The 14,184-nt window shown below is 61.1% G+C and carries 16 protein-coding genes; 7 read left to right on the top strand and 9 right to left on the bottom strand.

Annotation, left to right across the window (positions count from 1 at the left end):
- Positions 1 to 27: 27 nt before the first annotated feature.
- The 6 genes from FJ934_RS14550 to FJ934_RS14525 all read right to left on the bottom strand — a co-directional run bounded on the left by FJ934_RS14550 (position 28) and on the right by FJ934_RS14525 (position 3,732).
- On the bottom strand, positions 28 to 393 hold the full coding sequence (locus FJ934_RS14550) for a four helix bundle protein (protein WP_140610303.1): 366 nt from the start codon (positions 391 to 393) through the stop codon (positions 28 to 30).
- 40 nt (positions 394 to 433) lie between these two features.
- A complete protein-coding gene (locus FJ934_RS14545; protein WP_181165623.1) occupies positions 434 to 1,870 on the bottom strand; it encodes a glutamine synthetase family protein in 1,437 nt (478 codons plus the stop codon).
- Between the two features lie 95 nt (positions 1,871 to 1,965).
- Positions 1,966 to 2,346 carry a hypothetical protein gene (locus FJ934_RS14540; RefSeq protein ID WP_140610302.1) on the bottom strand — a complete coding sequence of 127 codons (381 nt, stop codon included), beginning with the start codon at positions 2,344 to 2,346 and terminating at the stop codon, positions 1,966 to 1,968.
- A complete protein-coding gene (locus FJ934_RS14535; RefSeq protein WP_348642490.1) occupies positions 2,312 to 2,908 on the bottom strand; it encodes an ATP-grasp fold amidoligase family protein in 597 nt (198 codons plus the stop codon). Before FJ934_RS14535 ends, FJ934_RS14540 begins: the two co-directional genes overlap by 35 nt.
- Before the next feature lie 17 nt (positions 2,909 to 2,925).
- Complete coding sequence (locus FJ934_RS14530; protein WP_140610300.1) at positions 2,926 to 3,447, bottom strand: hypothetical protein; 522 nt, start codon at positions 3,445 to 3,447, stop codon at positions 2,926 to 2,928.
- A gap of 15 nt (positions 3,448 to 3,462) precedes the next feature.
- Entirely contained in the window at positions 3,463 to 3,732 is a 270-nt protein-coding gene (locus FJ934_RS14525; RefSeq protein ID WP_140610299.1) for a hypothetical protein, read from the bottom strand.
- An 88-nt stretch (positions 3,733 to 3,820) separates the two neighbouring features.
- On the opposite strand from FJ934_RS14525, the gene FJ934_RS14520 reads away from it, so the two are divergent.
- Positions 3,821 to 4,528, top strand: a complete 708-nt coding sequence (locus FJ934_RS14520; RefSeq protein WP_140610298.1) for an HAD family hydrolase — start codon at positions 3,821 to 3,823, stop codon at positions 4,526 to 4,528.
- 71 nt (positions 4,529 to 4,599) lie between these two features.
- On the opposite strand, the gene FJ934_RS14515 is transcribed toward FJ934_RS14520, so the two are convergent.
- From FJ934_RS14515 to aceA, 3 genes are all read right to left on the bottom strand, one after another.
- A complete protein-coding gene (locus tag FJ934_RS14515) occupies positions 4,600 to 5,004 on the bottom strand; it encodes a response regulator (RefSeq protein WP_226890701.1) in 405 nt (134 codons plus the stop codon).
- A gap of 276 nt (positions 5,005 to 5,280) precedes the next feature.
- On the bottom strand, positions 5,281 to 5,523 hold the full coding sequence (locus FJ934_RS14510; protein ID WP_006202762.1) for a hypothetical protein: 243 nt from the start codon (positions 5,521 to 5,523) through the stop codon (positions 5,281 to 5,283).
- 57 nt (positions 5,524 to 5,580) lie between these two features.
- Positions 5,581 to 6,870, bottom strand: coding sequence for an isocitrate lyase (gene aceA / locus FJ934_RS14505; RefSeq protein WP_140610296.1), 1,290 nt, complete (start codon positions 6,868 to 6,870; stop codon positions 5,581 to 5,583).
- Positions 6,871 to 7,105: 235 nt separating this feature from the next.
- On the opposite strand from aceA, the gene FJ934_RS14500 reads away from it, so the two are divergent.
- From FJ934_RS14500 to FJ934_RS14475, 6 genes are all read left to right on the top strand, one after another.
- The gene (locus FJ934_RS14500) at positions 7,106 to 8,551 is read left to right on the top strand and encodes an XRE family transcriptional regulator (protein WP_140610295.1); all 1,446 of its coding nucleotides are present in this window, start codon (positions 7,106 to 7,108) and stop codon (positions 8,549 to 8,551) included.
- Between the two features lie 152 nt (positions 8,552 to 8,703).
- Positions 8,704 to 9,657 (top strand): DMT family transporter, encoded by a 954-nt coding sequence (locus tag FJ934_RS14495; protein ID WP_140610294.1) that lies wholly within the window; start codon positions 8,704 to 8,706, stop codon positions 9,655 to 9,657.
- 312 nt (positions 9,658 to 9,969) lie between these two features.
- Positions 9,970 to 11,067 carry a polyamine ABC transporter substrate-binding protein gene (locus FJ934_RS14490; protein WP_140610293.1) on the top strand — a complete coding sequence of 366 codons (1,098 nt, stop codon included), beginning with the start codon at positions 9,970 to 9,972 and terminating at the stop codon, positions 11,065 to 11,067.
- Positions 11,068 to 11,141: 74 nt separating this feature from the next.
- Positions 11,142 to 12,281 (top strand): ABC transporter ATP-binding protein, encoded by a 1,140-nt coding sequence (locus FJ934_RS14485; protein WP_140610292.1) that lies wholly within the window; start codon positions 11,142 to 11,144, stop codon positions 12,279 to 12,281.
- 10 nt (positions 12,282 to 12,291) lie between these two features.
- Complete coding sequence (locus FJ934_RS14480) at positions 12,292 to 13,260, top strand: ABC transporter permease subunit (protein ID WP_140610291.1); 969 nt, start codon at positions 12,292 to 12,294, stop codon at positions 13,258 to 13,260.
- Positions 13,257 to 14,075 carry an ABC transporter permease subunit gene (locus FJ934_RS14475; protein ID WP_140610290.1) on the top strand — a complete coding sequence of 273 codons (819 nt, stop codon included), beginning with the start codon at positions 13,257 to 13,259 and terminating at the stop codon, positions 14,073 to 14,075. Before FJ934_RS14480 ends, FJ934_RS14475 begins: the two co-directional genes overlap by 4 nt.
- Positions 14,076 to 14,184 lie beyond the last annotated feature (109 nt).

Genomic DNA, 14,184 nt, shown 5'->3' with positions numbered 1-14,184 from the left:
AGTAGGGCAGTAGGGCAGTAGGTAGAGCTATTCTGGCGACAATTTGCGGATCAGAAGCCGCAAGAGCGTTCCCACGCTCTCACTCCGAGTCATCAACGGTTCGGTTGCCTTATGGGAGGTGATTCCGACGCGCTGTGCGATCAGCAAATGGGTCTCCAATTCTTTGAGCGATCCCTGCGCAATCCTGAGAAATTGCTGATAGGAAGCTCGGCTTTCTCGCCCATAACCCCCGGCGATATTGGCAGGCACGGAAGTGGCTGCCCTGCGCAGCTGAGCTGTCAATCCATAGAGCTCTTCTTTCGGCCAGGCTTTTGTCGTTTCGTAGATTGAGACGACAAGATCCATGGCTTGCTGCCAGACGACCAAATCTCTGTAAGATTCGATCTTCGCCATAGTCTTCCCCTACTGCCCTACTGCCTTACTCCCTATTTCCCTAAACATTCAGCAGCAGATATTCCCTCTCCCACGGACTGATCACCTCCATGAAGGTCTCGAATTCCGCCCGCTTGATCGCGGCGTAGGTAGCGGCGAAGGACTTACCCAGGATCGCGCCGAGTTCTTCGTCGCTTTCGAACAGGTCGACGGCTTCGAGCAGGCTGCGCGGCAGGTCGATCTCGTCGGCATTGGCGGTGGTCAGCACCGGCGGTTCGGCCTTGATCTTCCTGGTGATGCCGATCAGCCCGCAGGCAAGCGAAGCCGCCAGGGCCAGGTAGGGGTTGGCGTCGGAGGACGGGATGCGGTTTTCGACGCGTCGCGCCGCCGGGTCGGAACGCGGTACGCGGAACGCCGTGGTGCGGTTGTCATAGCCCCACTTGTTGTTGACCGGAGCCGAGGCCGCCTGTGTCAGCCGGCGATAGGAATTGACATAGGGCGCGAACATCACCAGCGCGTTCGGCACATGCTTCTGCATGCCGCCGATGAAATGGAAGAAGTCCTCGGTTTCCGAGCCGTCCTCGGCCGAAAATATGTTCCGGCCCGTCTTCTTGTCGATGATCGACTGGTGGATATGCATGGCCGAGCCCGGCTGGCCCTGGATCGGCTTGGCCATGAAGGTCGCATAAATCTCATGTTTCAGCGCCGCCTCGCGAATGGTGCGCTTGAACATGAACACCTGGTCGGCAAGCTCGACAGGATCGCCATGGCGCAGGTTGATCTCGAGTTGGCCCGCACCCTCTTCATGGATGAGCGTATCGATCTCCAGGCCTTGTCCTTCGGAGAAATGGTAGATGTCGTCGATCAGTTCGTCGAATTCGTTGACGCCGGCGATCGAATAGCCGGCGCCGCCGCCGATCGCGCGCCCCGAACGGCCGACAGGTGGGGTCAGCGGATAATCCGGATCCGGATTCTTGCGCACGAGGTAGAATTCGATCTCGGGCGCTACCACTGGCTTCAGCCCGAGCTTGTCATAGGCCGCAATGACGCGCTTCAGCACGTTGCGCGGCGTGAACTCCACCGAGCGGCCATCCTGATGCACGAGGTCACAGATGACGGCGGCCGTCGGATCCTCCTCCCAAGGCACCACCGTCAGCGTCGACAGGTCGGGCATCAGTTTGAGGTCGCCGTCATCCTCGGGATAGTGGAAGCCGTTGCCGTCCTCGGGATAACCGCCGGAAATCGTCGTCATGAAAACGGCAGAAGGCAGGGCCAGCGAGGTGTTGGAGGTGAATTTCTTCGACGGCATCATCTTGCCGCGTGCGACCCCAGCCTGGTCAGGCGTGATGCATTCGATGTCCTCGATGCCGCGCCATTCAAGCCAGGCGCTGACTTCCTTCCAGTTCTTGACGCCACGTTGGCTCTTCACGAAGGCAGGCGTGCGGACACGTCCTCCGCGGCTCGACGGACGGACTTCCTTTTTTGCAGGCGGCATCATTCACCAGATTGAGTTGCGGATTTCGGAGTATAGCCGTGCGGCACGACGGAAGGGAAGGGGAGCAGGTGAAAGGACCTGGGTGTGGAAGGTCGCCGTCATGCGGGCTTGCCGGGCAGGGTCTCCAGCCAGCGGCGCAAGGCCGCTGCGTAGAGCCTGCGCCATCCGCGCTGCGGCGTGGTTAGAAACCAGGATTGACGCAGATCCCACTTTTCGCCGCATAAGTCTCTGAGCCTGGTATTAATGATGCCCTTGCCGGACAGCGGATAGACGGAGAATTCGGAAAAGAAGATGTCGCCGTTCTTCTCATAGAAATCACAGCGCATATGATCGAATGTCGCGGTCAGCGTTTCGGCGATCGCGCGCATGCGCACAAATGAGGCCGGCAGGTCGATAAGCACCCACTGCTTGCCGCTGCCGTCAGGTGGTGGAGCATAGATGCCGTCACGATCGAAATGACACTTCGTTGCCATGTTCATCCCGGCGCGCGGCATAGACATATGCCGTCATGCCGTTCGAAACATGGAATTTGTATTCCAGACGGATCGGCTGGCCGTCCTCCAGCAGCATTTCCTCTACGAACACTTTTCGCTCGGCGCCTTTGTAGCCCCACTCGCCGAACTTCCTGCCATAGCGGCGGCGCATCCAGCGCGATGTTCTTCGCGTCAGCTTGGCTTTGTCCGCGCGACCGTTGCGGATCATGATGTTCCAGCGGCAGCCGTGATTGGCCTTGACCACCACGTCACCGGCCAGCAGCTCAGACGGAATCTCTCTCGCATCGCGCCCGGACCACAGGACCTTGGCGCTGCGAAGTTCAGGGCATGTGGACAGGGCATATGCCTTCGAAGCGAGCTTGTCGCACGCCGTGGCGAAGAAGGGATTGTGGTCGAAGATCTTGCGCCACAGGAATTTGTCGACGTAGGTAGACGGCCTCGCCGGATGGGGCAACATGCCGCTATGGTTGAATGTGCGCATGCAGATCGCTGGATGGCGCAGAAAGCACCATGCTCTCGCCAGGTGCAATATCGCTCGGTCGCTCATCCGCAACGATGGCATGCTTACCTCTGAGGTTCGTGCGTGACCGCTGCGCGTCGTCTCACGAACACGTCCCTGGTCATGTTGCGCGAGATACTGGTGCGACCGATGACTTCGAGGCGGGGGTCGAGCTCTCGTTCGGCGCTTTCCGACCAGAGCAGGGCGAAGGAACAGGGCTCCCACAGAATGATTTGCACACCATCCGGCGCGGTGTCCGCAATGCGCGACACAACGGCGGCCTTTGGTGAAACCATGCTGGCGACATAGACGATCTGCGCTGCGCCATAATCATAGTGGCAACCGTTGCAAAGCTCCGCACGCAAGCGCGTATAGTTCAGCTTCGCCGCGAGCCTGTTCGCGGTCTCCACCGCCTCGGGGACAATGTCGAGACCGACAATTTCAGGAACCGTTGTCTGGTCGTGAATGCGGAACATGGTAAATGGCCGTCCGCCGCAGCCGACCATGATAGCGCGATGGCAGTCATCGAAATTGGCGTGATCGAACACTTCATCGAGGCGTTTGTAGGCATCTTTCGAAGACAGCACGCCAATGTCGGTCTTCTATGCCGCGATCTGTCCGAAAGACTCTCCGCTCTGCAGGTCCTGCTGCAACATCTGCGCGATTTCTGCGACGTCCTGCGCATGGACCATGTCGGCGAAAATCTGGGTCAGGGCCGGTCGGTAGGCGAAGAATTCCGGATGGCTGTCGAGCAGCGCCTCGCTCGCATCGGGGCCCATGGCGACGCCGAGGTCGCGAATGCTGTTGATCACTTCGGTGGGCGTGCGGTCCCACAAGCTCTGCAAAAGCCGCTCGAGGTCAACCTTCTGCATGTGCCACACGCTTTATGTTCCTCTTGCTAGCAGCGCCTGATAACGACGTCCATATCGCCACCTTCATCACGCTGGAACCGTCACGATCATGCAGTCCTTGACCACGATAGGCTTCGACGCCGACGATACGCTTTGGCAGAACGAACAATTCTTCCGCATGACGGAGAAGCGCTTCGCGGCCATGCTTGCCGATCATGGCGAGGAGAAGCAAATTTCAGCCCGATTGCTCGAGGCCGAACGGCGCAACCTTGCCGTTTATGGTTTCGGCATCAAGGGATTTACGCTGTCGATGATCGAGACGGCGATCGAGGTCACCGATGGGCGCGTGCCGGCTGCGGTCATATCGGAAATTCTCGATGCCGGTCGTGAGATGCTGAACCATCCGATCGAGCCTTTGCCGCACGCGCGTGAGACGGTGGAGAAGCTTGCCGGCACATTCCGCCTCGTGCTGATCACCAAGGGCGACCTTTTCGACCAGGAGCGCAAGCTGGCCGGGTCCGGCCTTGGCGATCTGTTCGACGCGGTCGAGATCGTCAGCGACAAGAGTGCCGCGACCTATGCGCGCCTCTTCAGCCGCCACGGTGACGGTCCCGCAAAGAGCATGATGGTCGGCAATTCGCTGAAGTCGGACGTGGTGCCGGCCATCGAGGCCGGCGGCTGGGGTGTCCATGTGCCGCACGAACTGACCTGGGTGCTCGAGCATGTCGAGGCGCCCGTCGCCGAGCCGCGGTTCCGTCAGATAGCCGATCTTGGACTGTTGCCCGCACTGGTCGAAAGCATCGGGAAATCGGGCTGATCGCCGCCTCAACTCTTTGTTTTTGCGCAATTCCGTACGGAAAAACGTTGCGCACTTTCCCAGGAATTGCTCTACCGGCTGATCAGGCGATCGATCACCGGCTGCAGCCGCTCAGGCGTGATCGGCTTGGCGACCACGACGTCGACGATGCTCGACAGGCCCAGGCTCTCGGGCGTGCCATTCTTGGTTGAAAGCAGGATCACGGGAGGAAGCGAGTTCCCCGAAGTCCGCCGCAACGTTTCGATGCCGGACATCAGATTGTCGCAGTCCTTGTTGTCGGAGCCGCCGTCCAGCACAATCACGCCGGGTACGAGCGACCGCAAGATCCTCGCCGCCGTATCGGGCGATTCCGAGATTGGTCTGAGCCCGGAACGCTCGACAATCTTCGATACCACCACACGGTTGATAGGCGATTTCCCGACGACGAGCACTTGCGAGCGATCGCGGATCGTCTCGGCGCTGGAATGCCGGCTAATCTGATTCGGATGTTTTGTGGTCTCGCCCTCACGATTCACTGGGCACCCAAGTCGGCCAAGTTCGCCCCCATTTCAATGCAGAGTTGAAATCTGGGGACAATTGGCGTGAGATCGTGGCTCATGTCAAGTTGAAATAAAAGGCCTCTGGTTTGCCCCTGAAAACAATGGATTCAAGCAACAGTACTGTACTGAACTGTCCAGAATCTGATTGCGTAAAAATAAAATTCACCTGCGCACACTGTGCGCAGGTGAAGGGTCGGTTCGAACGATTTCCGATCAGCCATGGCTCTGCTGTGTGACGATCACCGGGATCAGCAGATCGCCCCAATTGCCGTCGCCGCCATGGTGCCTTGCCGAGCGCACCAGCTCCACCGAGACGCCCGCCTCGACCGCCTTCATCACCGACTGGTTGAGCCTGTGCAGATCGTTGGCGAGCATGCGGATCGTCGCCTGCTGGTCGACGCTCATCGTCGTCGATTGCTCTTCCGCCCGTTCCTTGACGCGGCTTATCGATGCCATTGGTCTTCTCCTGTGCTTGAAGCCCTGTTGGGCGTTTCCTCGGTGTTTTCTGATCCGCTATTCCGCGGCCGGTTTGAACTGTGCGTGCTCGGTCGATTCATGCATGGCGGTGGTCGACGACTTGCCGCCGGTGATCGCCATCGACACCGCATCGAAATAGCCGGTGCCGACCTCGCGCTGGTGCTTGGTCGCGGTGTAACCATTGGCCTCGGCGGCGAACTCGGCTTCCTGCAGTTCGGAATAGGCCGCCATTTGCCTCGCCTTGTAGCCGCGCGCCAGTTCGAACATGCCGTAGTTGAGCTGGTGGAAGCCGGCCAGCGTGATGAACTGGAACTTGTAACCCATGGCGCCGAGCTCCCTCTGGAACTTGGCGATCGTGGCGTCGTCGAGATTCTTCTTCCAGTTGAACGATGGCGAGCAATTATAGGCCAGCAACTTGCCCGGATGGTGCTTGCGCACGCCCTCGGCGAACTTTTTGGCCTGTGCCAGGTCGGGCTTCGAGGTTTCGCACCAGATCAGGTCCGCATGGGGCGCATAGGCGACGGCCCGCGCGATACAAGGTTCGATGCCGTTCCTGACCTGGTAGAAACCTTCGACGGTGCGCCCGGCGTCGTAGTCGACGAAGGGCTGGTCGCGCTCGTCGATGTCGGAAGTCAGAAGCTTCGCGGCTTCCGCATCGGTGCGCGCCACGACCAGCGTCGGCGTGCCCATCACGTCGGCTGCCAACCGCGCGGCGTTGAGGTTGCGGATATGCGCTGCCGTCGGGATCAGCACCTTGCCGCCGAGATGGCCGCACTTCTTTTCCGATGCCAGCTGGTCCTCATAGTGGACGCCGGCGGCACCCGCCTCGATGAACGCCTTCATGATCTCGAAGGCGTTGAGCGGCCCGCCGAAGCCGGCTTCCGCGTCGGCGACGATAGGCGCGAACCAGGTCTCGACCGAAAGGCCATTGCCTTCGGAGGTTTCGATCTGGTCGGCGCGCTGCAGCGTTCGGTTGATGCGCTTGACGAGTTCCGGCGCGGCGTTGGCCGGATAAAGCGACTGGTCGGGATACATCGCCGAGGCGGTGTTGGCGTCGGCCGCGACCTGCCAACCTGACAGGTAGATTGCCTTCAGCCCGGCGCGCACCTGCTGCATGGCCTGGTTGCCCGACATGGCGCCGAGGGCGTTGACGAAGTCTTCCTCGTGGATGAGCTTCCACAGCCGGTTGGCCCCCATTTCGGCGAGGCTCTGGCGGATCTGCACCGAACCGCGCAGCCGCTTCACGTCCTCCGGCGAATAGGGACGTTCGATGCCGTCGAAGCGACCTTCCGGCGCCGATGGAACGAGGTTGTAAAAATCAGTCATGGACCACTCCGGAGGATTGCTGCACGATGTCGGAACGCCATTTTCTGAGGCGCTGCTATGTGACTGAATTTACATTGCAGCGCAAAATGAGCCAGAAAAATCAGGAAGTTCAGCCAAATATAAGGGAAAATCTGTATTGCGTTTGACAGGAAGGCGCTGTAAATTTGTCAATATTGTAAAAGCAGGAAGGTGAGGTCGTTGCGAGTATCGTGTAAAACCCTGTCAAGGACGGATAATGGCTGACCAGAAGATTTTCGCCGGACCGCGCATCCGCCGCATCCGCAATGCCAAGAGCCTGACCCAGACGGCGATGGCCGAGGGGCTCGGCATCTCGCCCTCCTATCTCAACCTGATCGAGCGCAACCAGCGGCCGCTGACGGTGCAGCTTATCCTTAAGCTGGCATCCGTCTACAAGGTCGACCCGCATGAGCTGCAGGGCGAGGCTAGGGGGTCGGTCGCGGCCTTGAAGGAGGTGTTCACCGATCCGCTGCTGGTCGGCGAATTGCCTGGAGACCAGGAGCTGATCGAGCTTGCGGAGGCGGCGCCCAATGCCTCGGCTGCGGTCATAAAACTGTTCCGCGCCTATCGCGAGCAGGCCGAGCGGCTCTCCGACCTCAACGAGCTTCTGGCGCGGGAGGGGCGGGCGACGGCGCTTTCCGGCGCTCGCCTGCCGATCGACGAGGTGCACGAGACCTTCGAGCGGCGGCCGAACCATTTCGCCGCGCTCGAGGAGGAGGCCGAGGCGTTCACTGCGGTGCTCGATCCCGGTGACGATCTGTTCGGTGCGCTCAAGGCCTGGCTGAAGCGCGAATACGGCATCGTGGTCAAGGTGCTGCCGGTCGCCACCATGCCCAATTGGCGCCGCCGCTATGATCGCCATTCGCAGCGCCTGTTCCTGTCCGAGCGGCTGTCGCCGTTCGACCAGTTGCGCGAAGTGGCGATGGAGGCCTGTCTGATCCGCATGACGGTCGCGGTCGCCGGCGAGATCCAGGCGCTCAAACTGAGCACGGACGAAGCCCGCAGGCTCGCCCGTTTCGAGCTCGGCCGTTATGCCGCGCATGCGCTGATGATGCCCTATCAGGCCTTTCACGCTGCCGCCATTCGCGCTCGCTATGACATCGACGTCCTGCGCTCCCGTTTTGGCGTCTCCTTCGAGCAGGCGGCGAACCGGCTCACCATGCTGCAGCGGCCAGGTGCGCCGGGCGTGCCGTTCTTCATGCTTGAGGTCGACAATGCCGGGAACCGCTTTCGCAGAGCCGGCAGCCAGGGCTTTCCGCACAGCCGCTTCGGCGGCGGCTGCCCCAAGCTGCCCGTGCATGCCGCCTTCACCCAGCCGGGCCAGATCTTCGTCGAGGCGGTGGAAATGCCCGACGGCGCCGAGTTTCTGTGCATTGCCCGCACGCTGGAAGGCCCGCAGGGTGCGTTCTCCGAGCGTCCGCGCCGCACCGCTCTGCTGCTCGGTTGCGACATCGGCTTTCGCGACGACATCGTCTATGGCGCGGCACTGCCCGGCGCGGCTGCCGGGAAGTCGGGACCAGGCACTGTCGTGGCGACGCCTGTCGGGCCCGCCTGCCGGCTCTGCGAACGCGTCGGCTGTCTGGCGCGTGCCGAACCGCCGGTGACACGTCCGCTCGGCCTCGACGAGATGGTGACCGGCCTGAGTGCCTTCGACTTCCAGTAACGCGGTGGATTCCGATAGAGCGGTCGTGAGGTGCCACAATCGTCGCCGGGCTCTGGATCACGCCCGGCCCGCGCCTTTGCGTTACGCGAACGGAGTATATTTTGTTGTCCCTTGCGCATCGTCCCGTCCACAAAAGCTCGACAGTCGCGCCCATGACAGACGCAGCATCATCACGGAGCCTTGTTGCATCGACCGCCTCGCAGCGCGAGGAGCGCATCGGCTTCCTGCTGGTGTTCCTGTCGGCGCTGATGTGGAGTTTCGGCGGCACAATCGCCCGCTTCATCACTGCCGGCGACACCTGGACGGTGGTGTTCTGGCGCTCCATGTGGGCCGCCGCCTTCCTGCTCTGCTTCATGGTCTGGCGTGACGGTCGGCGCGGCATGCTGAAATCGTTCCGCGACATGGGCCTGCCCGGCCTCGCGGTCGGGTTCTGCTTCGCCATCGCGTCGACCGCCTTCGTCGTGGCTCTCGCCTACACCACCGTCGCCAACATCCTTTTGATGCAGGCCGGCGTGCCGCTTCTGGCGGCGCTGTTTGCCTGGGCTCTGTTTCGCGAACGGGTTGGTGTCGTGACGTGGGTGGCGATCGCCGCCGTCATCGCCGGCGTCGCCATCATGGTGTCGGAATCGCTCGATGGCGCTGTGTCGCCCATAGGCGACGGGCTGGCGTTGCTGATCGCATTCATGTTCTCGATCGCCACCGTCATCACCCGGCGCTTCGCCAGTGTGCGCATGACGCCGGCGACCTGTCTCGGCACGATCCTGGCCGCGGGCTTTGCCGCCTCACAGGCCTCGACCTTCTCGGTCTCGCCCGGTGACATGGGTTTTCTGTTCGCCTTCGGCGTGGTCAATCTCGGCATTGGCCTCGCCTTCTTCGCCACCGGCGCGCGCCTGATCCCGGCGGCAATCGCGGCGCTGCTCGGCACATTCGAGCCTATTCTTGGGCCGATATGGGTCTGGCTCATCCATTCCGAAGTGCCGTCCGGACGTACCATCATTGGCGGCGCGGTGGTGGTCACGGCACTGCTTGTCCATATCGGGTTTGAATTCAAGCGCCAGGCGCGGCCGCGGCGAGCAGGGGTTACCGGGGTGCCGTCGCCTAATTGATGCCGCCACCGATGCTTTGCCATTGACAACGTTGATGCCGCCCGGGCAGGCTGTGAACACGGCAACAACAAGACAGGCGTATCTTGCCAAGTCTCCCCGGCAACCCGATCGAGACCGGACCCTATTTCTGTATTTCTGTCCGAACGGCGGCGAAAGCTTCTGACGGCGCCGCGATTCCTCCCGGCCGGGGGCAATCGCGTGGCCATGATCGGCGCTTGTTGTCTCCTGGAAAGCTCAATAGTCTGAAGCAAATGCCCGGTCGCGTGCACGTCGCGACGAGCCGGCGATGGAACACTCACCAAGGAGAATAGCATGATCCGCAAAGCGCTCTGGCTTTCGGCGACCTCGATATTTCTGGCACTTCTGACGCCCGCAGGACATGCCGAGGACCGCGTCGTCAATGTCTTCAACTGGTCCGACTATATCGACCCGACGATCATCGACGACTTCACCAAGAAGACCGGCATCAAGGTCGTTTACGACACCTTCGATTCCAATGAGATCCTGGAAACCAAACTGCTTGCCGGCGGCAGCGGTTATGACGTCGTCGTGCCGAGCGGCAATTTCCTTGCCCGCCAGATCCAGGCCGGCGTGTTCCAGAAGCTCGACAAGTCGAAACTGCCGAATATTTCCAACATGTGGAACACCATTCTGGAACGAACCGCCAAATACGATCCCGGCAACGAGTATTCGATCAACTACATGTGGGGCACGGTCGGTATTGGCTACAACGTCAAAAAGGTGCAGGCGGCGCTCGGCACCGACAAAATCGACAGCTGGGACGTCTTTTTCAATCCTGACAGCCTGAAGAAGCTCAGCGATTGCGGCGTCCACGTGCTCGATTCTCCGGCCGACATCATACCAGCCGCGTTGGAATATCTTGGCCTCGATCCAAACAGCACGTCCGCCGACGACATCGCAAAGGCCGAAGAGACCCTGCTGAAGATCCGGCCCTATATCCGCAAGTTCCATTCTTCCGAATACATCAATGCCTTGGCCAATGGCGATATCTGCCTAGCCATTGGTTTCTCGGGTGACGTGTTCCAGGCTCGCAGCCGCGCGGAAGAAGCCAAGCAGGGTGTCGAAATCGGCTATTCGGTGCCGAAGGAGGGGGCCCAGATTTGGTTCGACCAGATGGCGATACCGGCCGATGCGCCGCATGTCGCCGAGGCGCATGAATTCATCAACTACATGATGACGCCGGACGTGATCGCCAAATCATCGAACGCCGTGCTCTACGCCAACGGCAACAAGGCGTCGCAGCAGTTCATCGACAAGGCGCTGCTTAGCGACCCGGCCGTCTATCCGGACGATGCGACCTTGCAGAAACTCTACACGGTCTCACCATACGATCCCAAGACCCAGCGCGTCATCACGCGTACTTGGACCAAGATCGTCACCGGCCAGTAAGTCATGGGATACGGCCCCGGCAGCCAACTGCCGGGGCCGCCTTTCCTTGGGAATTTTGAAGCACGGAGTTGGAAATGAAATCGCTTGGCAGCATCCGCAGGGATTTCGCGCCATGGAACGACCCGAACGCCAAGCCATACATCCAGTTCGACAACGTCACCAAGAAGTTCGGTGATTTCACCGCCGTCAACAATTTGTCGCTGACCATTTTCGAGCGCGAATTCTTTGCACTGCTCGGCGCGTCGGGTTGCGGAAAGTCGACGCTGCTCAGGATGCTTGCCGGTTTCGAGGAACCGTCGGCCGGGCGCATCCTGCTCGATGGTCAGGATCTGCGCGGCATTCCGCCCTATCGCCGGCCGGTCAACATGATGTTCCAGTCCTATGCCCTGTTCCCGCATATGACGGTGGAGAACAACATTGCCTTTGGCCTGAAGCAAGAAGGCATGGCCAAGCCCGATGTCGAAAAGCGCGTCGCCGAGATGCTGAAGCTGGTCAAGCTCGAGCAGTTCGCCAAGCGCAAGCCGCACCAGCTCTCCGGAGGCCAGCGCCAGCGCGTCGCGCTTGCCCGCTCGGTCGCCAAGCGGCCGAAGGTGCTGCTGCTCGACGAGCCGCTCGGCGCGCTCGACAAGAAGCTGCGCGAGGAAACCCAGTTCGAACTGATGGACCTGCAGCAGGAGCTTGGTCTGACCTTCGTCGTCGTCACCCACGACCAGGAAGAAGCGATGACCATGGCCGACCGCATCGCCATCATGGACAAAGGCGAAGTGATGCAGGTCGCGACGCCGGCGGAGGTTTACGAGGCCCCGACGTCGCGCTTCGTGGCGCATTTCGTTGGCAACGTGAACATGTTCGAAGGCAAGGTTGCCGAGCGGACCGACAAGACAACACGCATCACCGGCGCGACCGGAGCTCAGATCGTCGTCGAGAATGGCACCGCCGCCGCGACAGGCGCGGACATCATCTTCGCCGTCAGGCCGGAGAAGATCAGGGTGTCGTCGAAGAAGCCGGCCGATGCCGTCAACGCATTGGAGGGCGAAGTCTACGACATCGCCTATCTCGGCGACATGACCGTCTATCACGTCAGGCTGGACGACGGGCAGCTCGTGCGGGCAAGCGCCCTGAACGCGGCGCGCGTGAGCGAGGATCCGCTGACGTGGAACGACCGCGCCTGGGTGTCCTTCCGGCCCGACGCCGGCGTCGTGCTGACACGGTAAGGGGGCTGATATGTCCAACATCGCTGTCACCGATGCCGCCGTGCCATCCACCGGCGGCCAGCCGTTTGGGGCACGGCTGGCCGCCGGTTTCGTCAACCGGCTCGTCATCATCGTCCCCTATTTGTGGCTGCTGTTCTTCTTCCTCATCCCCTTCGTCATCGTCTTCAAGATTTCGCTGTCGCAGACGGCGATCGCCATGCCGCCCTATACGCCGGTGCTCGACTTCAGCGACGGCGTCTCCGGCTTCTTCGTCGGGTTCCGTGACCTGAACTTCGACAATTATGTCTGGCTGACGCAGGACGCGCTCTATTTCAAGGCCTATGTCACCAGCCTGATCATCGCCGCCATTTCGACCGTGCTGACGCTGCTGGTTGGCTACCCGATCGCCTATGGCATGGCACGTGCGCCGGCCACCATCCGCCCGACATTGCTGATGCTGGTCATCCTGCCGTTCTGGACGTCGTTCCTGATCCGCGTTTATGCCTGGATCGGCATCCTGAAGCCCGAAGGCCTGCTCAACCAGCTGCTCTTGTCGCTGCACATCATCAACCAGCCGCTGGTGATCCTCAACACCTATACGGCGATATTCATCGGCATCGTCTATTCCTATCTGCCGTTCATGGTGCTGCCGCTCTATTCGTCGCTGGAAAAGATGGACTATTCGCTGATCGAGGCGGCCAAGGATCTCGGCTGCCCGCCGACATCAGCCTTCTGGAAGATAACCTTCCCGCTGTCGCTTCCCGGCGTTATTGCCGGCTGCCTGCTGGTCTTCATCCCGGCCGTCGGCGAGTTCGTCATCCCCGATCTGCTCGGCGGGTCGCAGACGCTGATGATCGGCAAGACCTTGTGGAACGAGTTCTTCGCCAACCGTGACTGGCCGGTATCTTCGGCCGTGGCCGTCATCCTGCTGTTGCTGCTGACCGTGCCGATCATGCTTTTTCAACGAGCGCAGGCGCGTGCCCAGGAGCAGGATAAATGAACGCCACCTGGAGCCGCTTCAACGTCAGCTCGATCGTGCTTGGGTTTGCTTTCCTGTACCTGCCGATCGTGCTGCTCATCGTCTTCTCCTTCAATGAATCCAAGCTCGTCACCGTCTGGGGCGGCTTCTCGACCAAGTGGTACGTGTCGCTGTTCCACAATCAGGGCCTGATGGACGCCACTTGGGTGACGGCGCGCGTCGGTGTCATTTCGGCGACGGTGGCGACCGTGCTCGGCACGCTGGCGGCACTTACCCTGACGCGCTACACGCGGTTCAGGGGCAGGGTGCTGTTTTCCGGTATGGTCTTTGCGCCGCTCGTCATGCCGGAGGTGATCACCGGCCTGTCTCTGCTGCTGCTCTTCGTTGCCGTCGGCCTCGACCGTGGCTTCTTCACCGTGACGCTGGCCCACATCACGCTCACAATGTGCTTCGTGGCGGTCGTTGTGCAATCGCGCCTGGTTTCTTTCGACCGTTCGTTGGAGGAGGCGGCGATGGATCTCGGCGCCACGCCGGCGAAGACCTTCTTCCAGATCACGCTGCCGGTCATCATGCCGGCGATCGTCTCCGGCTGGATGCTGGCCTTCACGCTGTCGCTCGACGATCTGGTTATCGCCAGCTTCACCTCCGGGCCGGGCGCCACCACGCTGCCGATGAAGATCTACAGCCAGGTCCGCCTCGGGGTGACGCCGGAGATCAATGCCGCCTGCACGATCCTGATCGCCGTTGTAGCGGTCGGCGTCATCGTCGCTTCGATCGCCAACAAGCGGCGTGAAGTGCAGCGCCAACTCGACGAGCGCGCCGCGCAGCGCGGGTGAGGGAGACGGAAGCCGAAGCTGGAGCCGTTCACCGTTTCATGGAAACAGCGAACCGCTCCGACTTTTGTTTTGTTTTGACGCAATTCCAGGAAACCCGCTTCGCACTTTC

It is taken from the genome of Mesorhizobium sp. B2-4-12 (genome assembly GCF_006441575.1).
Classification (GTDB): Bacteria; Pseudomonadota; Alphaproteobacteria; order Rhizobiales; family Rhizobiaceae; genus Mesorhizobium.
This window is presented reverse-complemented; position numbering and strand designations above follow the sequence as displayed.